The 23,040-nt window shown below is 33.9% G+C and carries 21 protein-coding genes; 9 read left to right on the top strand and 12 right to left on the bottom strand.

The window, feature by feature from the left end:
• Window positions 1–26: 26 nt before the first annotated feature.
• From P7122_RS00560 to P7122_RS00550, 3 genes are all read right to left on the bottom strand, one after another.
• Window positions 27–743 (bottom strand): glycosyltransferase family 2 protein, encoded by a 717-nt coding sequence (locus tag P7122_RS00560; RefSeq protein ID WP_278003838.1) that lies wholly within the window; start codon window positions 741–743, stop codon window positions 27–29.
• Window positions 744–822: 79 nt separating this feature from the next.
• Window positions 823–1,908, bottom strand: coding sequence for a methylmalonyl Co-A mutase-associated GTPase MeaB (gene meaB / locus P7122_RS00555; protein ID WP_278003837.1), 1,086 nt, complete (start codon window positions 1,906–1,908; stop codon window positions 823–825).
• An 11-nt stretch (window positions 1,909–1,919) separates the two neighbouring features.
• Window positions 1,920–2,483, bottom strand: a complete 564-nt coding sequence (locus P7122_RS00550) for a DUF2911 domain-containing protein (protein WP_278003836.1) — start codon at window positions 2,481–2,483, stop codon at window positions 1,920–1,922.
• Between the two features lie 286 nt (window positions 2,484–2,769).
• Here P7122_RS00550 and P7122_RS00545 point away from each other — a divergent pair, with 286 nt between their 5' ends.
• From P7122_RS00545 to P7122_RS00530, 4 genes are all read left to right on the top strand, one after another.
• Window positions 2,770–3,267 carry an RNA polymerase sigma factor gene (locus P7122_RS00545; RefSeq protein ID WP_417871617.1) on the top strand — a complete coding sequence of 166 codons (498 nt, stop codon included), beginning with the start codon at window positions 2,770–2,772 and terminating at the stop codon, window positions 3,265–3,267.
• Complete coding sequence (locus tag P7122_RS00540; protein WP_278003835.1) at window positions 3,251–3,817, top strand: hypothetical protein; 567 nt, start codon at window positions 3,251–3,253, stop codon at window positions 3,815–3,817. Before P7122_RS00545 ends, P7122_RS00540 begins: the two co-directional genes overlap by 17 nt.
• Before the next feature lie 52 nt (window positions 3,818–3,869).
• Complete coding sequence (locus tag P7122_RS00535; RefSeq protein WP_278003834.1) at window positions 3,870–5,474, top strand: hypothetical protein; 1,605 nt, start codon at window positions 3,870–3,872, stop codon at window positions 5,472–5,474.
• Between the two features lie 96 nt (window positions 5,475–5,570).
• Window positions 5,571–6,263: a peptidoglycan DD-metalloendopeptidase family protein gene (locus P7122_RS00530; RefSeq protein WP_278003833.1), complete on the top strand. Its 693-nt coding sequence runs from the start codon at window positions 5,571–5,573 to the stop codon at window positions 6,261–6,263.
• A gap of 2 nt (window positions 6,264–6,265) precedes the next feature.
• On the opposite strand, the gene P7122_RS00525 is transcribed toward P7122_RS00530, so the two are convergent.
• The 9 genes from P7122_RS00525 to P7122_RS00485 all read right to left on the bottom strand — a co-directional run bounded on the left by P7122_RS00525 (window position 6,266) and on the right by P7122_RS00485 (window position 16,705).
• Window positions 6,266–6,901: a hypothetical protein gene (locus P7122_RS00525; RefSeq protein ID WP_278003832.1), complete on the bottom strand. Its 636-nt coding sequence runs from the start codon at window positions 6,899–6,901 to the stop codon at window positions 6,266–6,268.
• A 74-nt stretch (window positions 6,902–6,975) separates the two neighbouring features.
• Window positions 6,976–7,515, bottom strand: a complete 540-nt coding sequence (locus P7122_RS00520; protein WP_278003831.1) for a hypothetical protein — start codon at window positions 7,513–7,515, stop codon at window positions 6,976–6,978.
• A gap of 264 nt (window positions 7,516–7,779) precedes the next feature.
• Window positions 7,780–11,139 carry a preprotein translocase subunit SecA gene (gene secA, locus P7122_RS00515; protein WP_278003830.1) on the bottom strand — a complete coding sequence of 1,120 codons (3,360 nt, stop codon included), beginning with the start codon at window positions 11,137–11,139 and terminating at the stop codon, window positions 7,780–7,782.
• Between the two features lie 176 nt (window positions 11,140–11,315).
• Window positions 11,316–11,537, bottom strand: a complete 222-nt coding sequence (locus P7122_RS00510; protein WP_006989959.1) for a DUF2795 domain-containing protein — start codon at window positions 11,535–11,537, stop codon at window positions 11,316–11,318.
• Window positions 11,538–11,698: 161 nt separating this feature from the next.
• Window positions 11,699–12,274, bottom strand: a complete 576-nt coding sequence (locus tag P7122_RS00505) for a cob(I)yrinic acid a,c-diamide adenosyltransferase (protein WP_278003829.1) — start codon at window positions 12,272–12,274, stop codon at window positions 11,699–11,701.
• Between the two features lie 411 nt (window positions 12,275–12,685).
• Window positions 12,686–13,090, bottom strand: a complete 405-nt coding sequence (locus P7122_RS00500) for a hypothetical protein (RefSeq protein WP_278003828.1) — start codon at window positions 13,088–13,090, stop codon at window positions 12,686–12,688.
• Window positions 13,091–13,214: 124 nt separating this feature from the next.
• On the bottom strand, window positions 13,215–13,901 hold the full coding sequence (locus P7122_RS00495; protein WP_278003827.1) for an ABC transporter ATP-binding protein: 687 nt from the start codon (window positions 13,899–13,901) through the stop codon (window positions 13,215–13,217).
• Between the two features lie 87 nt (window positions 13,902–13,988).
• Window positions 13,989–14,759, bottom strand: coding sequence for an O-methyltransferase (locus tag P7122_RS00490; RefSeq protein WP_278003826.1), 771 nt, complete (start codon window positions 14,757–14,759; stop codon window positions 13,989–13,991).
• An 83-nt stretch (window positions 14,760–14,842) separates the two neighbouring features.
• Window positions 14,843–16,705, bottom strand: a complete 1,863-nt coding sequence (locus tag P7122_RS00485; protein WP_278003825.1) for an ABC-F family ATP-binding cassette domain-containing protein — start codon at window positions 16,703–16,705, stop codon at window positions 14,843–14,845.
• A 107-nt stretch (window positions 16,706–16,812) separates the two neighbouring features.
• Between P7122_RS00485 and P7122_RS00480 the strand changes: the two genes are divergently transcribed.
• Genes P7122_RS00480 through P7122_RS00460 form a run of 5 tightly spaced genes read left to right on the top strand, consistent with a single transcriptional unit; the run spans window position 16,813 to window position 22,996 of the window.
• Entirely contained in the window at window positions 16,813–17,613 is an 801-nt protein-coding gene (locus P7122_RS00480; RefSeq protein ID WP_278003824.1) for a polysaccharide biosynthesis/export family protein, read from the top strand.
• A 3-nt stretch (window positions 17,614–17,616) separates the two neighbouring features.
• A complete protein-coding gene (locus P7122_RS00475; RefSeq protein ID WP_278003823.1) occupies window positions 17,617–20,094 on the top strand; it encodes a polysaccharide biosynthesis tyrosine autokinase in 2,478 nt (825 codons plus the stop codon).
• 19 nt (window positions 20,095–20,113) lie between these two features.
• Window positions 20,114–20,704 (top strand): sugar transferase, encoded by a 591-nt coding sequence (locus P7122_RS00470; RefSeq protein ID WP_278003822.1) that lies wholly within the window; start codon window positions 20,114–20,116, stop codon window positions 20,702–20,704.
• Complete coding sequence (locus P7122_RS00465; protein WP_278003821.1) at window positions 20,701–21,996, top strand: nucleotide sugar dehydrogenase; 1,296 nt, start codon at window positions 20,701–20,703, stop codon at window positions 21,994–21,996. The genes P7122_RS00470 and P7122_RS00465 overlap by 4 nt, the downstream gene beginning before the upstream one ends.
• 22 nt (window positions 21,997–22,018) lie before the next feature.
• Window positions 22,019–22,996 carry an SDR family oxidoreductase gene (locus P7122_RS00460; RefSeq protein WP_278003820.1) on the top strand — a complete coding sequence of 326 codons (978 nt, stop codon included), beginning with the start codon at window positions 22,019–22,021 and terminating at the stop codon, window positions 22,994–22,996.
• Window positions 22,997–23,040 lie beyond the last annotated feature (44 nt).

Below are 23,040 nucleotides of genomic sequence, written 5' to 3'. Positions count from 1 at the left end.
GTGATTAATAATTAATTGTTGATGTTTTATTTGCTAGTTTTAGCAACATCGTAGTTAATGTACTTTTTCTTCATCCATAGGTATGCAAAGCAATCCATTAATGGACCAAGTAGACGATTCCAAAGACCAAATTTTGCAGTACCAGCTATTCTTGGAAAATGACGTACAGGTATTTGGGTAACTCTACCATTCTGTAGCATAATCATAGCAGGTAAAAAGCGATGCAAACCTCTAAACATAGGTATGCGTTTAGCATAATCAGTTTTTATAATTTTTAGAGGGCAACCAGTATCATCCATACCATCTTTGGTGAACGCACGTCTAATGCCATTGGCTATTTTAGAAGACATGTTTTTCACAAAGGAATCCTTGCGGTCTGCACGTACACCTGTTACGAGTTCGTTGTCATTAATATGATTTAATAATAGATTAAAATCCTCAGGTGAAGTCTGCAAATCAGAATCTATATAGCCAACAAGTTCTGTGTCTGCATAATCAAAACCAGCTTTTATAGCAGCACTTAAACCTCTGTTTTCTTTAAACAGCACATAGTCAAAAGCGTCGTTACGATTGCAAATATCCTCAATCATAGTTTGGCTTTTGTCCTTAGAACCATCATTTACAAACAACACGCAAGTAGGTGCAGACGCAATTTTTAAATACTTTAAAAGTTCTGTTTCTACACGTTCTAGATTATCTTCTTCGTTGTAAACAGGGACTATGATGGTTAATTTGTAATTCATGTATTGATACAATTTCTGGCACAAAAGTATGCTTTTTTAGTGTTACAGCGAAACCTCATGTATTTAAGGCACGTTGTGGTTAATTGAGAAGGTTTAGTAAGTACTCAGCAGCAGCAAAAGGTGTTGTTTTTCCTGCTTCAACAAGTTTAATTTGAGAATTAAGTTCAGTCTTTATTTTTTTAGATTTAAAGAAATTAGATTTCAGACGTTCTTCTATAGTTTGAAGTAACCAGAATTTATTTTGATCATTTCTATTGTGTTCAAAATAATGATTAGAAGATGTGATTTCAAGATACTCTTGTATTACGTCCCAAACATCAGAAATACCTTCTTGTTTTAGAGCACTACACAAAGATACTTTTGGAGACCAACCAGATTCTTTTTCGGGATACAAATGCAAGGCTCTGTTAAATTCTACTTTGGCAGACTTGGCAGCTTTAAGATTATCTCCATCGGCTTTATTAATAACAATAGCATCTGCCATTTCTATAATGCCACGTTTTATACCTTGCAGTTCATCACCAGCACCAGCAAGTTTTAATAGTAAAAAGAAATCTACCATGCTGTGTACAGCAGTTTCACTTTGGCCTACACCAACGGTTTCTATAATTATAGTGTCAAAACCAGCAGCTTCACATAAAATTATCGTTTCTCGGGTTTTCCTTGCCACACCACCAAGAGAATCGCCAGATGGAGAAGGTCTAATAAACGCATTTTCATCTTTTACCAAATCTTCCATTCTGGTTTTGTCACCAAGAATACTTCCTTTGCTCAGGCTACTGCTTGGGTCAACTGCTAGCACAGCAACTTTTTTACCAATACTTGTAAGGTAGCTTCCAAAGGCTTCAATAAAAGTACTTTTGCCAACTCCAGGTACACCAGTAATACCAACTCTTACAGATTTATTAGCGTAAGGTAGGCAAGCTGTAATGATATCGTGAGCTTTTTGAGTGTGAGCCTGATTGGTACTTTCTACCAATGTAATTGCTCTACTGAGATCTGTAATGTTACCAGCAGTAATACCTTTTACTAAATCTTCAACAGAAGGTTGTTTTTTGCGCTTGGCTTTTATGAATTTTGCAGAGTGAGAACTTAAAATTTCGGGAGGCTCAATACCGTCTTGCTCGTGCAAAGCAGATTTATATGTGTCATCTTTTTTTGCCACAATACGTACAGTTATTTTTCTTGTGGATAAATATACATCGGAATTTCAACCAATGTCTGATCCCAAGCCATAGTAAGTTTTAAGTTTCCTGTTTTGTTATCAAAAGCTATGGTAAATTTTTCTACAACTTCATCAATGCTTTGCTTTGGTACTTCAATTTCAATGGCATCATAATTTGGATCCCACATTGGTTCCATTTTTTCGTTAACTCCCCATTCATACTGTTTGGTGTTAAACATCACTTTCCAAGAGTCTTTCATAGGTACTGTCCAAAGTGTGTATTTTCCTTCTCTTAGCATAATGCCATCAATCATAAGGTTTTGATTGGTTTCAAAAGTTGTAGCCTCGTTAGCACCTGTTCTCCATACTTCATTAAAAGGAACAAGAGCGCCAAAAATATCACGCTCGCGTTTAGAAGGTCTGTTGTATTCTACCTTTAATTTTAAGTCATTTAGTGTGATTTTTGCAGTGTCTTTGGGACTTAGACGAGAAGCAAATATATTTTCAACAAACACAGAATATAATAATAAACCTAAGGCTATTATAGATAATACAATAAGAATGCGTTTTAGCATAGTGAGTTTTTCTTAAGCAGTTTTTAGTTAAATTAATAGCGCTGAATATCTATCAGCAATTTCAAAATTTAAATATAATTCAATTCCCTAAATTTATAGAACAGAACGCTGAATTTTAAGCAAATCTTATAATATCAAAAAAAATTGAAATTTTTTTTAAGTTTTTTGCAACACTCAAAATTTTGAGTCGTCTTTAGAGTGAACCAATCAAAAACAACAACTAGTCATCAATACGTTCCAGATTCATATTGTTGAAAAATGCAAACAGAATGACAGGCAAGCGCAAATGCAATTGTATAGACAATATTGCGATGGCATGCTTATCGTAGCGCTTCGGTTTGTGAAAGACACTATGGAAGCCGAAGATATTGTTCAGGAAGCATTCATAAAAGCATTTTCAAGATTAGATCAATACAGAGCTGAAGTAACTTTTGGTGCTTGGCTAAAACGCATCGTTGTGAATCGATGCATAGATGTTTTAAAATCTAAAAAACAGCGATTGATAGAGCTCGAAGAGCACCACCTCAATGTGGTTGATGCTAAAGATGAAAATGAATGGCTGGTTGATGATGATACAACAATTGAAGATGTAAAAACAGCAATTGAAGAATTACCCGAAAAGTATAAATATGTTGTAATGCTCTATTTAATTGAAGGTTACGATCATAGCGAAATCTCAGAGATATTAAATATTTCTGAAGTAGCATCGAGAACCCAACTATCTAGAGGAAAACAAAAATTACAAACCGTATTAAAAACAGAAAAAAATGGCACAAGATCTTAGAAATTTATTTGAAGAGGATAGGTTAGCACAGCGCGCAAAAATGTCTCAAGATCATGAAGCACGCTTTTTAGACAAGTTAGATAAAGAATTGCCAATAGAGAAAAAATCTAGTGGATTTAGTTTCTTAAATATTGCGGCAAGTGTAGTGGTGTTACTGGGATTAAGTTTTGGGGCTTACAAGTATTTTCAGTCACCTGTTGTTGTAGAACCAACACAAGAAGTCGTAGATACAGACTTAAAAACCTTGGGAGATGTATCACCAGACTTAAAAAAGGTGGAAGATTATTATTTGGCAAGTATCAATTTAGAATTGTCTAAAGTAGAGTTAACACCACAAAACAAAGAGTTGTTTGATGGCTATGTGTTGAGACTTCAAGAGTTGAATAAAGAGTACGATAAATTACTAGAAGAGCTTAACGAAAACGGTCCAAACTCTGTAACCCTAGATGCACTTATAGAAAATTTAAAGCTGAGATTAAACCTTGTAATGCGTCTAAAAGACAAGTTAGAAGAGTTTAATGATGATGCCTTTGAAGAAGAAATCGGATAATCAAATCAAAAAATCATAAATCAAAAAACGAACAGTTAAATCAAAAAAAATCATGAACACAATTAGAATTTTAGTGTTGTGCTTATTAACCACTTTTGGTTATGCACAAAAAAAGTTGAGTAAAATATCGCAATCTATTAAGGTAGATAAAGATGTTGTAGTTGACTTAAATACAAGCTATGCCGAAATTGAAATCGATACATGGAACAGAGATATCGTAGAAATTGAAGCGTATTTAGAAAGTGATAAATTGTCTGCAGAAGAATTAAAAAAGGCTTTGGAGGCCTGGAATCTTAAAGTAGATGGCTCTAATAACAAAGTGGTAATTTCTTCTCATGGTGGACGTGCATTGGGAGTGTATGGAGAAGGAGATTACACGGCAATATTAAAAGACTTGGAGTTTGAATTAGCAGATTTACCAGAAATACCAGAAGTGCCAGAGCTTCCACAAATACCAGAGATGGCAGCAATTCCGGAATTGCCACAATTACCAGAAATGCCAGCATTTCCTAAGTTGCCAGAACTTCCGGAAGGTATCAATACCATAAAGTTTGATTACGATAAATATCAAAAAGAAGGCGAAAAGTACTTAAATGAATGGAGTAAAAAGTACGAAAAGCAAGGAGGAAAAGAGCTGCAAAAGCGTATGGAGAAGTGGGCCAAAGAGTTTGCTGAGTCTGGTTACCAAGAAAAAATGCAAAAATGGGGAGAAGAATATGGTAAGCGTTTTGATGGCAAATGGGCTAAGGATATGGAAAAATGGGGAGAGCAATTTGGCGAAAAGTATGCTGAAGAAATGGAAAAATGGGGAGAAGAGTTTGGTGAAAAATTTGGCAAAGAATGGGAAGAAAAAATGGAAGCTTGGGGAGAACGTTTTGGTCAGCAAATGGAGCGTCAAGCTGCATTAATAGAGCGTCAGGCAGAGCATTCTAAAAGATTTGCAGAGCGCTCTAAAGAAATGGCAGAACGCTCTAAAGAAATGGCGGAGCGAAGAGCAGAAATGTATGAGCGCAGACAAGACGCACACCAAAGAAGAGAAGCCGCAATTGTTAGACGCTTAGAGTCTGGTAACAACAGTAAAGTGCGTAAAGTGATTAAAATAAAAATCCCTAAAAAAGCAAAATTAAAAACCAACATAAGACATGGTGAATTAAAAATATCTTCGGTTATATACGATTTGCAAGGAGATATATCGCATGCTTTTTTTGTAGCAGATAACATTGATGGAGGTGACACTTCCATCAATGTATCTTATTCTCCAGTAGTGATTAATTCTTGGAAATTAGGAACTTTAAATTTGAATTATGTAGATAAAGCGCAGATTAAAAATGTAGATAATTTAGTGTTAAACGCTAAGTCTTCAAACATTAATATTGAAACATTATCAGATACAGGTATTATAGATGGAAGTTTTGGTGATCTTACGATTTCTAATCTTGCAGAGACGTTTAAGAATCTAAACTTGGTTTTAGAGAATAGTGATGCTTTTGTTAATCTGCCAAAAAATGTTGATTATAGTATGTATTTTAAAGGTAGTAGATCTAAATTCAATAATAAAGCTACCACACAAAAGACCATTAGAAATGGTGAAGACAGCCAAAGCTCTAATAGAAGCATTGTCGTTAATGCTAAGTTTAGTAATGTTATTATGAATTAACCCTTTAGTTAAAGTGTTTCCTAAAGGGTATATTCAATTTTTTCTTCCTGTTTTCCATTAAAATAGATTCTTATTTTTGTGGAAATTTTGTTTTTTATGACCCTATCTTCTTTTGAAGCACTTCTAAAATCGCTTCATGTACATCCCTTAATTCACGCTGAAGTATCTCATAATTCATATGTGCCACTGGATTTATCTATTCATAACAAGCAATTAGATAGTGTTGATGTATCATCTTCTTATGCTTTAGAAGCCTTTATTTGGAATCATTTAAAAGTCAATAACGCTAAAGTGGCAATTGGAGGCTATTTAGAGCATAGAGGTATTTATAACCGAAGTGATTATTTTAGTAAAGCAAAGCCTGAAGAAGAACGAAACATTCATTTAGGATTAGATCTTTGGGTTGAAGCAGGCACTGCAATTTATACACCTTTAGATGGAAAAATTCACAGTTTTAAAAACAACACTAATTATGGTGATTATGGACCAACTATAATTTTAGAACATTGTATTGAAAACGTAACGTTTTTCACTTTATATGGTCATTTGAGTTTAGAGTCTATCAGTGGTTTAAAAGTTGGAGTAGAGGTGAAGCAAGGAGATCCAATTGCAACTCTTGGCACGGCTGAGGTTAACGGAGACTATGCACCACATTTACATTTTCAGATTATAAAGGACATTCAAGATTATAAAGGAGATTATCCAGGAGTAAGTAATCAACTTGATTTAGACTTTTACAAATCGAATTGTCCAAATCCTAACTTGCTTCTAAAGTTGGGCAATAACTAAATTTATCTAGCATTTATCTTTTTAGGAGAAAGTATAAATTGCATGCCCATTTTAAGTAACAAAAAGGGTAAGATAATCAATACTGAACACCATAGGTTATCTGGCGAAAATGTCTCAGGAAACGGTTTCACAATAAAAAACATAATGATACCTCCTAATATTATTGAAATATGCAATACCAGCATATTAGAGGTAAACTGACCAAATACAGCTATTGTATTGTTACTATTAAGATTAATATAGATATGCTCTAGCAGTACAAACAGTAAATTAATATTGAAAAACCAATTCCTAAAAAACATAATTTTCATATTGGTTAGCGTAATTTCAGAGTTGTTCCAATTGGCAATCAACCCAAAGAAAACAATGATAAATACCAAATAAATAAGCATCATAAAAAGGGAGCCAAACATAAGCTTGGCTTCTAGTTGATTGCTATTGTTGTTTTTGTTGAATCTCTGGAAAATACTTTTTATAATAATTCTAATGAATTCACTCCACCAAAAAAAGTAGATCACATAGAAAACAGTTGTCTGTCCATAGCCAACAGATAATGCTGTAAGAACTGTAAAAATTAAAAAATCCCACTCTCTGAGATGCTTTTTGGGTTGTGCTATAATGCTGGCTAGTATAGACATGTCTCTTTTGTAAGTTAAAGAGTAAAACTACAGACTCTGTTTCTATTTTGAAATACGTAGTTCTGCGTATTTTATTAATTAGGCATAAAGTAATTACCATCGTAACTGCCAGAGATTACTTGTCCATCGTTTCTGGTAAATGTAAATGTAAAGACGATATTAAATTCAGTAAAGTTAGTTACAGTTACTGAGCCAGATTGGGCATAAACGTCTGATTGCGGATCATCATCAGAAAGTAAAACTGTACCAGGTGTAAATTCACTATTCACAACATTTCCATTAATGGAGATGTCGTAGTCTTCTATTTGACTGTATGTGGTATTCTGAATAGTAGTATCTTCAAAATCGAAATACACATAACTGATATCACTCAAATCATTATTGCCAGTAATTTCAGTACTGGTTTTATTAAAAAGACTAATACTAATTTCACTAGGATCATTATTTGCGGTGTTCTCATCAACAATGATTGCCGAAACTAAATTGTATGATGTTCCATTAAAAATAAACTCATTATTTGTTTCATCTGGAACTGAATTCGTATCGTCCGAAGAACACGATGCAAATGCCATACATAGCGCTAACGCTAGTATGCGAAATAGATTTGGGTTCATAATAAATTAATTATAAGTAGGTTATAGTGTAAATATAGAATAAAAAGTTGAAAAGGTATTCTTGAAGTTTCAGTTAATGGCTTCTCGATACAATCACGCTCCAGCGTGATTACTCGAAGTTCCACCAAGGACAATACTAAAACTAACACGTCAGTCGAGTGAATTTTATGACTTACATAAATAATACTACAAAAAAATCCTGATGGTTTACATCAGGATTTTAGATCCTGAAATAAATTCAGGATGACATTATTTGTTTAAGGTTTAGTCATTAACCAAAACCCATTCTCCTTTTTCAATTAAAGGAATAGCTTGTTTGTATTTTACTTCTTTGCTTTCACCACTCATCACATTTTTAATAGTTACTTTATCGTTACGACCAATTTTTGGTTGCTCTCTAACAATAGTTTCTACCACTTGTTGCTGTTGGCGAGACGCTCCTTGTCCTGCAGCTCTACTTTGTGCTGCACGCTCGTCCATATTAGGAATTTCTTCTTTCTGCGTTTCAAGCTTTTCTTGCTTACGTTGTTTTGCTTCCTGGATGGTGTTGGCAGTTTCCTGAGGAATTTCACCTTTAAATAAGAAAGAAATTACATCTTTATTCACCTGATCTATCATCGCTTTAAATAACTCAAAAGCTTCAAACTTATAAATCAATAACGGATCTTTTTGCTCGTGTACTGCTAACTGTACAGACTGCTTTAACTCATCCATTTTACGTAAATGTGTTTTCCAAGCGTCATCTACAATGGCAAGTGTAATGTTCTTTTCAAAATCATTGATTAACTGCTTACCTTGAGTTTCGTAAGCTTTTTCCAGGTCTGTTACTACTTGTAAATTCTTAACACCATCTGTAAAAGGTACAACAATACGCTTAAATCTGTCGCGTTGTGTGTTGTAGACATTTTCAATTACAGGGAATGCTAAATCTGCTGCACGTTGCATTTTTTCGCGATAGTGCTTAAAGGCTTCTTTATAAATGACACCTGCAATTTCCTGTTCACCCATTTTAGAAAATTCTACTTCTGTAATAGGTGATGCCATTGAGAAATAACGGATTAATTCAAACTCAAAGTTTTTGAAATCGTTGGCAGCCTTGTTGCTTATTGCAATACCTTCTGAGGTATCAAAAATCATGTTTGCTAAATCCACACGAAGACGTTCTCCATGTAAAGCGTGACGACGACGTTTGTAAACCACTTCACGCTGAGCGTTCATAACATCATCATACTCTAACAAACGCTTACGAACACCAAAGTTATTTTCTTCCACTTTTTTCTGAGCACGTTCAATAGATTTAGAAATCATAGAATGCTGAATCACTTCACCTTCCTTAAGTCCCATTCTATCCATCATTTTAGCGATACGCTCAGAACCAAATAGACGCATTAAATTGTCTTCTAGTGATACATAGAATTGCGAACTTCCTGGATCTCCTTGACGACCAGCTCTACCACGTAACTGTCTGTCTACACGACGCGAATCGTGACGCTCTGTACCAACAATGGCTAAACCTCCAGCTTCTTTAACTTCATCACTCAACTTAATATCTGTACCACGACCAGCCATATTGGTGGCAATTGTTACCTGACCAGCATTACCAGCTAGTGCTACAATCTCTGCTTCACGTTTGTGCTGCTTCGCGTTAAGTACGTTATGTGGAATCTTACGAATGCTCAACATTTTACCTAAAAGCTCAGAAATTTCTACGTTGGTTGTACCAATAAGCACAGGTCTTCCTGCATTAGATAATTCTACAACTTCATCGATTACAGCATTGTATTTTTCGCGCTTCGTCTTGTAAACTAAATCTTCTCTGTCGTCTCTGGCAATTGGTCTGTTAGTTGGAATTTCAACCACATCTAATTTGTAGATTTCCCAGAACTCGCCAGCTTCAGTAACCGCAGTACCTGTCATACCAGACAGCTTACGGTACATTCTAAAGTAATTTTGAAGTGTAACTGTTGCAAACGTTTGTGTAGCCGCTTCAATCTTTACATTTTCTTTTGCTTCAATCGCTTGGTGCAATCCGTCTGAGTAACGACGACCATCCATAATACGACCAGTCTGCTCATCTACAATCATTACCTTGTTGTCCATTACTACGTACTGTACGTCTTTTTCAAAAAGTGCGTAAGCTTTTAGTAATTGGTTAAGGGTATGGATACGTTCAGATTTTATGCCGAAGTCTCTAAACAAGTCTTCTTTAAGAACCGCTTCTTCTTCAGATGAAAGTCCTTTGTTTTCAATTTTAGCAATTTCGGTTCCCATTTCTGGCATCACGAAGAAATTAGGATCATCCTTACCAGAAAGATACTCAACACCTTTATCGGTTAATTCAACTTGATTGTTTTTTTCATCGATAACATAATAAAGTTCTGCATCAATTTTGTGCATTTCTCTATTGTTATCTTGCATATAGAAGTTTTCAGTTTTTTGAAGCAGTTGTTTTACTCCTTCTTCACTTAAAAACTTAATTAAAGCTTTATTTTTTGGAATACCTCTGTACACACGTAAAAGTTGGAAACCACCTTCTTTAGTGTCTCCAGACGCAATTAGTTTTTTAGCTTCTGCTAAAACTCCTACTAAGTATTTGCGTTGTACTTCTTCAATTTGCTGAACCTTTGGTTTAAGCATGTCAAATTCGTGTTCCTCTCCTTTTGGAATAGGACCAGAAATAATTAAAGGTGTTCGTGCATCATCAATTAATACAGAATCGACCTCATCGACGATAGCGTAGTGGTGTGGACGTTGTACTAAGTCTTCTGGCGAATGTGCCATATTATCACGTAAGTAATCGAAACCAAATTCGTTATTAGTACCATAAGTGATATCTGCGTTATACGCTTTGCGACGTGCATCTGAGTTTGGTGTGTGGTAATCTATACAATCTACACTTAAGCCATGGAATTCAAATATTGGTGCCATCCAAGCGCTATCACGTTTTGCCAGGTAATCGTTAACCGTTACAAGGTGAACACCTTTACCAGCTAAAGCATTAAGATATACAGGAAGTGTTGCTACTAAGGTTTTACCTTCACCAGTTTGCATCTCAGCAATTTTTCCTTGGTGCATTGCAATACCACCTATGAGCTGCACATCGTAGTGAATCATATCCCAAGTGATGGCTTTACCAGCAGCATCCCAAGAGTTAACCCAAACAGCTTGATCTCCATTTAGTGTAACGTAATCTTTAGTACCAGATACTTCTCTGTCAAAAGCATTGGCTGTTACAGGAATTTGAGTATTGTGTACAAAACGCTTAGCAGTTTCTTTAACTACAGCAAAGGCTTCTGGTAAGATGTCGTTAAGTACTTCTTCGGTAACTTCGTAGATTTCATCTTCTATTTTATCTGCTTCTTGGTAGATGTCTTCGCGCTCATCGATATCTTCTGTTTGCTCTGCTTTTGCTAAAAGTTCGTTTTGCCTTTCTAAAAGCGGTTTACGTGCTTCAGCTATTTTTTCTTTGAACTCAGCGGTTTTTGCTCTTAACTCATCGTGCGATAAGGCTTCGAGTGCTTGTTCAAAAGATTTTATTTTCTCTACGATTGGTTTAATAGCACTAACGTCTTGTTTAGACTTGTCGCCTACAAATACCTTTAGTACTTTGTCTAGTATGCCCATTTTATATGTTTTTTCAGCCTTAAAAAGCTGTTTTAATTGCTTATTTTGAATACACACCAATAAAGTTCCTAAATTATAGGAACGGTAAGTTTGATGTTAATTTCCGAACTTTCGAAAATAAAAAAAGTCTCTTCGTTAAAGTAACGCAAGAGACTTTTTTTATGTAATGTTATATGTTAATATTCATCCTCATTCCAGAGGTAATCTTCATCTGTTGGATAGTCTGGCCAAATTTCTTCAATAGAATCGTAAGAATCTCCTTCGTCTTCGATTGATTGTAAATTTTCTACAACTTCTAGAGGTGCTCCAGTTCTAATCGCGTAGTCTATAAGCTCGTCTTTTGTTGCTGGCCAAGGCGCATCACTTAAATACGATGCTAATTCTAATGTCCAATACATTTGCGTTGTGGTTTTAATTTTTTGCAAAAATAATTTTTTAACTGAATTATTCAAGAAAAAAGTAAATTAATTATTCATTAATAAAAAGAACGTGTGATCTTTTAAATTTTTAGGCTTAAATAATGAGATATTCGTAACCTAAGTTTTAAAAAAAATAAGAATTAAGAATCCTTTTTAGGAATCCACTTAATTTCTTCAGCGTTTAAATCATGTGACAACTTCCGTGCCAATACAAAAAGGTAGTCAGAAAGTCTATTTATATACATTAAAGTCTCTGGCTGAAATGGCTCTATGTCATTAAGGTGAGACGCTAAACGCTCGGCTCTACGGCAAACTGTACGTGCAATGTGACAGAATGACACGGTTTGATGACCGCCAGGTAGCACAAAATGCGTCATTGGTGGTAAACTGTCTTCCATAAGGTCCATTTCCTTTTCTAAGCGTTCAATATCTTCTGTAGAAATTTTAGGAATATTTAAGCGTTGTTTACCATTTTTTAAAGTCGCTTTTTCTGGGTCTGTAGCTAAAATTGCTCCAACTGTAAATAAACGATCTTGAATTTCCATTAAAGTGTTTTTGTACAATTGGTCAATGTTCTGGTCTCTTATGAGTCCTATGTACGAATTTAACTCATCAACGGTACCGTAACTTTCTATGCGAATATGATGTTTAGGAACACGTGTGCCGCCAAAAAGCGCTGTGGTTCCTTTATCTCCTGTTTTTGTGTATACTTTCATAAAAACAAAGTTACGAGTTAAAAAGTTGTAAAGTAAAAAGTTGAGAGATTAAGTTTGAAGCACGAAGCTCGGAGAGTGAAGTTTAGAGTTGGTGTTCTCGCAAAGACGCAAAGACGCAGAGGGTTTTTAAGGATTTATACTTTTCTAGTTTTGTTTAGAGCCTTTAAATCTTTAAAATTTTCTTTTTCTGAATTTACTACTTCGGTTAGCTTTGCGTTCATTATTTTTTGCCATTGCCTTGACGATTAAATAGATTCCGACTAAAATTAAAACTACAAGCATTGATTTGTTTCTCTAAAATGTAAATATAAGAATTGAAGTTTGAAGTTTTTGGTTCTCACTAAAACACAAAGACGCGAAGTACTTTATGGAAGTGTTTTTTGACATATTTAGTTCGAATTTCGTCTCGTTTTAAAACTCTCTTTTTTCTAAGGTCTCAAAAATTAGGAAGAAGCGCTCATACAGTTTATTGTATTCAATTTTCCAATTATTTAAATCTGCTAGTTGTTTAAAATTACCATTGATGTTAAAATATTCTTTTAACTCAAAAACCGCGTTAGGATTATGAGCTTTTAGCTCATTTTTTAAATTCGCCATTTTTTCTAATAAATCTGAATGGTCTTCAAAACCAGAAAAGGTAAACTTTGATGTTTCGTTTTGGTATTCAAGAATTGAGTTAATCAATCCAACCAATTCAGCATATAGTTGATTTGTGGGTAGGTTTTCGTAAAAATGTGACTGGTATTTCTTTCGGTTTTGAAGATAAACCAAAATAGCAGCGACTATAACAATGGTTATAAATAATGGATTAGCCACTTTTTTGCGGATTTATACTAGATTGAAAATCTAATTATATGGGAAATAAAATTACATTAATTTTTTCCCTTTTGGGGAATCGCAAATAACATAGCCAAGCAAAATAGAAAGTCAAGGGGCTTTTCTAATTATAAGTATCGCTCTCAATAATACCATCACGTAAACGAATAACGCGTTTGGCATGTGCGGCAATATCTTCTTCGTGAGTTACCATAATAACAGTGTTTCCTGCTGCATGAATTTGATCGAAAAGCGCCATGATTTCTGTTCCTGTTTTAGAATCTAAGTTACCTGTAGGCTCATCTGCTAAGATGATAGAAGGTTTGTTTACCAGAGCACGACCAACAGCAACACGTTGTCGTTGACCACCAGAAAGCTGATTTGGCTTGTGGTCCATACGATCTGCAAGACCAACATCAGTTAATACTTCTGTAGCGCGAGCTTCTCTGTCTTTTTTAGACATACCTGCATACACCATAGGTAAAGCAACGTTGTCGAGAGCAGTAGTTCTAGGTAGAAGATTGAAGGTTTGAAATACGAAACCTATTTCTGTATTTCTAATATCTGCAAGTTCATCATCTGTCATTTGGCTAACGTCTTTTCCATTAAGACTGTAAAAGCCTGCAGTAGGTGTGTCTAAGCAGCCTAAAAGATTCATTAGTGTAGATTTACCTGAGCCAGAAGGTCCCATAATGGCAACATATTCGCCACGTTTTATATCTAAATCTATTCCTTTGAGTACATGAACCGTTTCTTGTCCTAATTTAAAATCTCTAATGATACCTCTAATCTCAATGACGTTATCGCTCATATAAAAATTCTGTTTGTTGCTTAAATCCTTTGCAAGATAAAGAATTTAAAATCTGTTTGCCAATAAGACGTTAAAGTTGTGGGCTTGTTACAATCTAATTTTAAAATGTTCTTTAGCTTGCTCTTTTCTAAAGAATACAAAGCCTAAATGGAAACAATCTATGGTAACAGTAACTGAGTTGTGAGCTTTGATATATTCCCAAGCTTCGGTCATTTCTTTGGACCAATAGATGTCATCAAAAATGAAGATAGAATCGTTATGTGCTTTTGGTAAAAGTGTTTCAAAATATTTGATGGTTGCTTCTTTATTGTGGTGACCATCAAAGTAAATGCAGTCAAAATGCGTTTGGTCTAATTTTTTAATTTCTGAAGCAAATGCACCAATGTTGAAGTTCACATTATTGACATCTAAACTTTCAAACTGTGATTCTGTAAAATTTGAAGTGTTTTTACAGCCTTCAATAGTTGTGATTTTTGAATTGTGATTGGCTAAAGCAAGAGCATAAGTTCCCATTCCGAGAGATGTGCCTAGTTCTAAAACAGACTCTAGTTTGAAATATTGAACAACACGATACAATAATTTAGCTTCTTTTTTAGAACTGCTAGAGGCTGAAACCATTTGACTCACTTTTCTAACATTATTACCTAACGTTTTTGAACCTTCTCCTAGGTCAGTAATGTCTAATTCTACTTTTGAATTTTTTAGTGTTTTTCTATAATTCTGAAGTTTTTTGTATGTGTCGTACTTCTTCTTATCATATAAACATTTAGTTACAAAATTATATACAAATGGAGAGTGCACACCATGTTGATTGGTGGCTTTAAAAAGGAATTTTATGTATTGTTTTACTTGGTACATTGTTTTAATTCTGTTCTCGCAAAAGCGCTAAGCCGCTAAGTTAACAGTACATCTTTGTGTCTTTGCTTTTTTTCGAGAAATCATTATTCTTCCAATCGTTCTGCCAATTCAAACCAACGCAATTCTTTTTCTTCAATAGCATCGATGATAACTTGCAATTCTGCTGAAAGTTTATTGATATCATCTTGAGATAAATCTGGATTATTAAACTTAGCTTCCATAGCTTTTTTGTCTAATTCCAACGAGCGAATTTTAGATTCTAGATTCTTATATTCTTTTTGTTCGTTGTACGATAGTTTTGCAGCTTCGTTTTGTTTAATAGCTTCGGTATTGTCTGCTTTTTCCGTACTTTCTACTTGTTTTGGTTGACTACTGTCGTAAGCTCTAAAGTCTGAGTAATTACCTGGGAAATCTTCAATAATACCTTCGCCTCTAAATACAAAAAGGTGGTCTACAATTTTATCCATAAAGTAACGGTCGTGCGATACCACTAAAAGTACACCTGGGAAATCCATTAAGAAATTTTCAAGGACATTGAGTGTTACAATATCTAAATCATTCGTTGGCTCATCTAGAATTAAAACATTAGGATTCTGTATTAAAACCGTACATAGATATAGGCGTTTTTGCTCGCCACCACTTAGTTTTTCTACAAAATCATATTGTTTTTTTCTATCGAAAAGAAAGCGTTCTAAAAGCTGTTGAGCGCTTATTTGCCTTCCTTTTGCTAAAGGAATATAATCACCATATTGACGGATAACATCTATAACTTTTTGTTCAGGTTTTACTGTGATGCCACCTTGGGTGTAGTAACCGATTTTTACGGTTTCTCCAATAACTATTTTTCCATTATCGGCATTTAGGCTTCCGGTTAGTAAGTTTAGAAAAGTTGATTTTCCGGTTCCGTTTTTGCCAATAATACCAATGCGTTCCCCTTTTTTAAAAGTGTAGTCAAATCCATCTAAAATTTTCTTGTCTTTAAACGCTTTAGAGACATTATGAAACTCAATGATTTTACTACCAAGGCGCTCCATGTTAATTTCTAGCTGTACTTGATGGTCTTTTCTACGTTGGTGCGCTTTCTTTTTTATTTCAAAAAAGTCGTCGATTCTACTTTTAGACTTTGTGGTACGTGCTTTGGGTTGGCGACGCATCCAATCGAGTTCTTTTTTAAAAAGTTGTTTGGCTTTTCCTACTTCGGTTGCTTCGCTTTCTATACGTGCTTCTTTTTTCTCAAGATAGTAAGAATAATTGCCTTTATAGGTGTAAAGCTGGCCGTGGTCTAGCTCAATAATTTCGTTACACACACGCTCTAAAAAGTAACGGTCGTGCGTTACCATAAAAAGCGTTTGCTGGGTTTTGGCAAAGTAGTCTTCTAACCATTCTATCATTTCTAAATCGAGATGGTTGGTAGGCTCGTCTAAAATAAGAATGTCTGGCTTGCTTAACAAGGCTTGAGCTAATGCCAAGCGTTTGCGCTGACCACCAGAAAGAACGCTAATTTTTGTACTTAAATCGTTAAGCTTTAATTGCGATAGAATTTGTTGGTATTGTGTCTCAAATTCCCAAGCATTGTTTCTATCCATAGCTTCAAAAGCTAGTTGGTAGGCTTCGGTATCTTCAGGATTTTTTAATGCTTTTTCGTAAGCTTCAATAACTTTTAGAATAGGAATATCGGACGCAAATATGGTTTCTTCGATAGTAAGTTTGCTGTCTAAATCAGGTTCTTGATCCAAAAAAGCGAGGCGAAGCCCTTTTCTAACAACAACTTGGCCATCATCTGGTGTGTCTTTTCCAGAAAGGATATTGAGAATAGATGTTTTTCCACTTCCGTTTTTAGCGACAAAAGCAATTTTTTGGTCTTTATGGATACTGAATGACAGATCTTGGAAAAGCACCAGCTCTCCATAAGATTTTGATATATTTTCTACGTTGAGGTAATTCAAACTTTATAAAATTTTATGCAAAGAACGTAAATAAACCAAAAACAAACCTAATAGTTTTGTTATTGATAGTGATACATTATATTTGTCAGTAAACATCTGTAAAACCTATGAGAAGCATCAAGCTTTTGATTATTGTTCTTAGCAGCATTTTTGTCTCGTCATGTATTCCGCATAAAGACATTGTTTATTTACAAAACAAGGAAGGTAAAACTAATGATACTATCCCTTACGATTTGTCTGAGGTGCAGAAGCCTTATCGAATTCAAATTGATGATATATTAAATATTAGAATTAAGGTTTTGGACCAGAATAATGTGCAGATTTTTAATCCGATAGGTGAGGCTAATTTAAATGCAGATAGTGCTGAGCGTGCTTATTTTGATGGATTTACAGTGGATGTTCATGGCAATATTAGAATTCCTAATCTGGGTACTCTAAATGTGCTAGGCTATACTGCAGATGAAATTGAAAAAATGATAGAGCAAAAATTGCTAGATGAGCAATTTAAAGAAACTGCTAATATTTTTGTAACTGTTAAACTGGCAGGATTGCGATACACAGCTACTGGAGAAGTAGGTAATCCAGGCACTATTACGCTGTTTAAAGAGCGGGTTAATATATTTGAGGCTATAGCAAATGCTGGTGAAATACCAATGACAGGTAACCGAAAAGAGGTTATGATTATTAGGCAATACCCACAAGGACAAAAAATTCACAGCTTGGATTTAACGGATGTGAATGTTATGAAATCTCCATACTACTACATTCAGCCTAATGATATGATATATATAAAACCTTTAAGGCAAAAGTCAACAGGTACTGGCGAAACCGCTGTGTCTAGTTTAACTACAATAGCAACAATAGTTTCATTAGCAGCAACGACTGTTTTGCTTTTTACTAGATTATAAGATATGGATTATAAAGATTTTGAAGATATTGAATCATTAGAATCTCAGAGGATAGGGTTTGATTTTAAAGGTTTCTTGTTTAAAGCTCTTAATCTCTGGAAATTAGTTTTGCTTTGTGTTGGTGTAGCTTTAATAATAGCTTATTTCATCAATGTTAGAAAACAGAATATATACAGACTCGATTCTTTAATTACTATCGAGAATGATCAAAATCCTTTTTTTACAGCAAATACAAGTATCTCTTTTAATTGGGGAGGAGTTTCAGGTAAAGTAAGTAGTATTATTACCGAAGTAAAAACCAGAACTCATAACGAGTTAGTTGTGGACTCTTTAGAGTATTATAAAGAGTATCTAAGACAAGGCAAATACCATTTATTAGATATCTATAAAGAGTCTCCTTTTGAAGTTATTACTAATAAATCTAAGCCTCAGTTAATTAATGTTCCCATTAAAATAAAAGATGTTGATGGTAAACGTTTTGAATTATCTTATGAGATTGAAAAAGTAAACGGAGTAACGCTACAGTTTGATTCTAGAACTAAAGCATCTATTAAGCTAAAATCAGAATCATTTAAACAGGTGTTTGATTATGGAAAACCTATAGAGCTTCCGTTTTTTAATGGTGTTATTGCGTTAAAACCAAACGTAGCATATGATAATGAATCAGATTACTTTGTAAGATATTTAAATTTTGACTCTATAGTTGATAATTATAAAAACATAATCAATATAGCACCTTCATCAGGAGAAGCTTCTTCTGTGCTGAGACTGTCAATGATAGGAAAAAACAAATCTAAAATTGTTGATTATCTTAATGCAACTGCTGCTATTTTGAGTAAAACAGAACTAGAGCGTAAAAACCTTTATGCTACAAATACCATAAAATTTATAGATAGCAGTTTGGGCAATGTCAATGAGGATTTGAAGCTTGTAACTGACGAAATGAATAATTTTCGTAAGAACAATAAGGTTTTTGATGTAGAAGAAGAAATGCTTCAGATTTCTAATCAGTTAAGAGTTTATGAACAAGAACAACTGCAAGAAGAATCTAAGCTTAATTATTTAAATTCTTTAGAAAACTATCTAAGAACTAAAACAGATTATACTCAAATAGCAGCTCCATCTTCAGCTGGGATAACAGAGTCCAATATTTTATTAAGTGTTAGTCGCATTATAGCATTATCTGTAGAACGACGCAACTTGGAATACAGTACTAAGGAAGGATCAATTTTGTTTGATGATTTGGATCGAAAAATTGATACAGAAAAAAATGTATTAATAGAGGCTATTAGCTCTACTAGAAATACAATAAGTGTACAGCTTAGTACTATAGCGAGAAAGATTGCTAATTTAGAAGGAAAACTTATAGGTCTGCCAGAAGATCAGCAAGAGTATTTAAAGATTCAGCGAAAACTAGATTTAAGTCAGGAAGCTTATAATATTTATCAGGCAAAACGAAGTGAAGCTGCGATTGTTAAGGCAGCTAATGTTTCTGATATTACAGTTATTGATGAAGCAAAAGACATTGGAAATCCACCAATTGGACCAAAGAAGTCTCTAAACTACATGTTAGCTTTAATGATAGGCTTTTTTACACCTATGTTTTTAATATTTGTTATTTATTTATTAGATAGCACAATACATGGTTCTGATGAAATAGAGAAAATGTCTAAAATTCCTATTTTAGGTTTAATAGGTAAGTACAGATATAAAAACAACCTTGTAGCTTATGAAAAGCCTAAATCTGCAGTAGCAGAATCATTTAGAGCAATACGTTCTAGTTTGCAATTTGTTTTTAAGAACAACCCTTCAGATACAAGAGCAAGTACACTAATGGTTACGTCTTCTGTAAGTGGTGAAGGGAAAACGTTTACATCTATAAATATTGCAACTGTTTATGCGCTATCAGAAAAGAAAACAATCTTATTAGGTTTAGACTTAAGAAAGCCTAAAATTTTCGGTGATTTCAATATCACTAATGAAAAAGGAGTGGTGAATTATTTGATAGATGATAGTAGTTTAGATGAAATAATAACTCATACGCATATAAAAAACCTCGATCTTATCACGTCTGGGCCAATACCACCTAATCCTTCAGAATTGTTAATGGGAAATAGATTAAAGGAGTTGATATCTCAGTTGAAAGACCAGTACGATATTATCATTTTAGATACACCTCCATTAGGTTTAGTAACTGATGCGTTAGAATTAACACAATATGCGGACGCTACTGTTTTTATGGTTAGGTTAGATTATACAAAAAAGGGTATGCTTCAATTAGTAAATGCAAAGCATAGGACAGGTGAGTTAAAAAACATAAGTTTTATTCTTAATTTTTACAGGCATAAGAGTAATCATAATTATGGCTATGGTTACGGTTATGGCTACGGCTACGGTTATGGAGTTTATGGTAATGCCTATCACGAAAAGGAGGATAACTCTTTAATAAAGAAAGTTAGAAACCTTTTTAAGCGTAGATAGCTTCTTTAATTTTTATATTTTGATTACAAAAAAGCAGCTTAGAACCAAAAGAATATTTGATGTTCTCTTAGTTTTGTTATTATTACCTTTTTTTATTTTACCAATTATTGCCTTGGTGATATTGGCCACTTTTGATACTAAAAAATATGGCGTGTTTACTCAAAGACGCGTTGGTCAGCATGGAAAAATTTTCAAAATATATAAAATTAGGACTCTAAAAGAAGAGAAACACCTTTTAGGACACTTGGATAGAAGTGCTACGGTTTTAGGAAAATTTTTAAGACATACCAAATTAGATGAACTTCCTCAGTTATTTAACGTTATAAAAGGAGATATGAGTTTTGTAGGACCTCGACCAGATATAGAAGGTTTTGCGGATAAATTAGAAGGTGATGATAGAATAGTACTATTGGTTAAACCAGGAATAACCGGAGAGGCAACTCTAAAATATAAGGAAGAAGAACTGATATTAAATAAACAAAAAGATCCTGAGGATTATAATCGAAGAGTTATATGGGTAGATAAAGTAAAAATAAATAAAAACTATGTAAGGAATTATAGTTTTTATTTAGATTTGAAGCTCATTTTAAAATCTATCTTTAGCAGATGACAAATTCTGAAAATAAAATAGCAATCATAGGATTAGGTTATGTTGGTTTACCTCTAGCAGTAGAGTTTGCTAAGCAATTTTTTGTAATTGGTTTTGATATTAATAAACAAAGAATAAGCGAGTTAAACTCTGGTGTGGATAAAACATTAGAAGTTGATAATGATAATCTTAAATCTGTTTTAACTTCAGATTTAAATGCTGAAAAAGGATTGTTAATTACAGATAATGTTGAAGCGCTTTCAGTAGCTAACGTTTATATTGTAACTGTACCCACACCTACAGATGAGTTAAAACGTCCTGTGTTTACACCTCTCATTAAAGCTAGTGAAACAGTAGGTAAGGTATTAAAAAATAATGATATCGTTGTATACGAATCTACTGTATATCCTGGTGCAACAGAAGATATTTGTATTCCGGTTTTAGAAAAAGTATCTGGTCTTACGTTTAATAAAGACTTTTATGCAGGTTATTCTCCAGAGCGTATCAATCCTGGAGATAAAAAACATACAGTTACTAAGATTTTAAAAGTAACCTCTGGTTCTACACCAGAAATAGCAGAAAAAATAGATCAACTTTATAAAAAGGTTATCACTGCAGGTACGCATTTAGCACCATCAATAAAAGTAGCTGAGGCAGCCAAAGTGATAGAAAATTCTCAAAGAGATATCAATATTGCTTTTGTTAATGAGTTGTCAAAGATTTTTAGACTTTTAAATATTGATACGAAAGCTGTCTTAGAAGCAGCAGGTACAAAATGGAATTTCTTAAAATTTTCACCAGGTTTAGTAGGTGGTCATTGTATTGGTGTAGATCCATATTATCTAGCGCAGAAAGCAATAGAATCTGGTTATAATCCAGAAATTATACTGGCAGGTCGTAAGATGAATGACAGTATGGGAAGCTATGTGGCTACAGAAACCGTTAAGATGATGATTAGTAAAGGCGCTACTATAAAAGGCTCTAATGCTCTGGTTTTAGGTATTACTTTTAAAGAAAACTGTCCTGATATAAGAAATTCTAGGGTTATTGATATCATAGAAGAGTTACAATCATATCATGTTAGTGTTGATGTTTACGATCCGTGGGCTTCAAAAGAAGAAGTTAAACATGAGTATAATTTAGACTTAAAATCTTCTATGGATGATTTACAAGCTAATTACGATGCTATTATTTTAGCAGTTTCGCATAATGAGTTTTTAGAATTATCTATAGATAATCTTAAGTCTGATAAATGTGTGGTGTTTGATGTTAAATCTTTACTGCCTATCAACTCAGTAGATGCTCGTTTATAAAATTTAAAAGTCAAACTTTATTATGTATTCAAATCAATATCATAATCAAGATTTATCACAATTAAGTTTTTTAGTTACAGGTGGTGCTGGCTTTATAGGCTCTAATATTGTAGAATATTTATTGAAGTATGGAGCCAAGAAAGTTAGGGTACTTGATAATTTTTCTAATGGATACCGTGAAAACTTAACCGAGTTTATGGATAATCCTTCTTTTGAATTACTAGAAGGTGATATCAGAGATTTGGAAACTTGCAAAAGAGCAATGGACGGTATAGACTATGTAACGCATCAGGCAGCATTAGGATCTGTACCACGATCTATTAATGATCCTGCAACCTCAAATGAGGTCAATATTTCAGGATTTTTAAATATGCTTATAGCTTTAAAAGAAAGTAAGACCGTAAAGCGTATGATGTATGCTGCATCAAGTTCAACGTATGGAGATAGTAAATCCTTACCAAAAATAGAAGATAAAATAGGGAAACCTTTATCTCCTTATGCAGTAACAAAATATGTTAATGAGTTGTATGCGGATGTTTTTGGTAAAACTTATGGTACAGATGTTATAGGTTTAAGATATTTTAATGTGTTTGGACCAAAGCAAAGCCCAAATGGTGCTTATGCTGCAGTAATTCCATTATTTATGCAAGCACTTAAAGATAATAAGCCATCTAAAATAAATGGTGATGGTGAGCAAACAAGAGATTTTACTTTTGTAGATAATGCAGTGCAAGCCAACATTAGAGGATTCTTTGCGCCAAAAGAAGCAGCAAACGAAGTGTTTAACGTTGCTTGTGGTGAGCGTATTACAGTAAATTACCTTTGGGATTCACTAAAATCTGCAGCAGACTCTAATTTAGATGCAGTCTATGGGCCAACTAGACAAGGAGATGTAAGAGATTCTTTGGCAGATATTTCTAAAGCACAAAAACTATTAGGCTACAAACCACAATATACGGTTAAGGAAGGTTTGAAAATTACTTGGGATTACTTTAATTAGCATGGTAAATACTTCTGTGTTTATTATGAAAATTCTGAATAAAT

This window comes from Winogradskyella marincola (assembly GCF_029624125.1).
Lineage (GTDB): Bacteria > Bacteroidota > Bacteroidia > Flavobacteriales > Flavobacteriaceae > Winogradskyella > Winogradskyella marincola.
The sequence above is the reverse complement of the archived record's forward strand: the minus strand, read 5'-3'. Positions and strand labels throughout refer to the sequence as shown.